The 304-nt window shown below is 58.2% G+C and carries 1 protein-coding gene; it reads left to right on the forward strand.

Going from position 1 to position 304, the window contains the following annotated elements:
- A partial coding sequence (locus tag QWI17_RS16585) for a hypothetical protein (RefSeq protein WP_302723642.1) occupies positions 1 to 304 on the forward strand: 304 nt, incomplete at both ends.

Here is a 304-nt window from a genome sequence, read left to right on the forward strand (position 1 = left end):
CTGCACGCTGCTGCCGATCGCTCTACTGTGTTTCTGGTTATGGCCTTTTGGCCAGATCCTGTGCCTGACTTTCGACGAGTGGCTGTTCCACAGCCTCAATGCACCGTTGGCTGACAACACCACCTGGCGCTATATCTGGACCGTGGGCAGCATGCGCCCGTTCGACATCGTGGTCGGCCTGATCCTGCTGGCACTGCTGATCCGCGGTGATTGGGTGTTCAAGGCAGCGCAGGTTCGCCAGGCGTTTTTCGGCTTTCTGGTCACGCTGCTTCTCTTAGTGGTGATTCGCGCGCTGTTTTCCAAG

Origin of the sequence: Gilvimarinus gilvus (assembly GCF_030518155.1) — a bacterium.
Classification (GTDB): domain Bacteria; phylum Pseudomonadota; class Gammaproteobacteria; order Pseudomonadales; family Cellvibrionaceae; genus Gilvimarinus; species Gilvimarinus gilvus.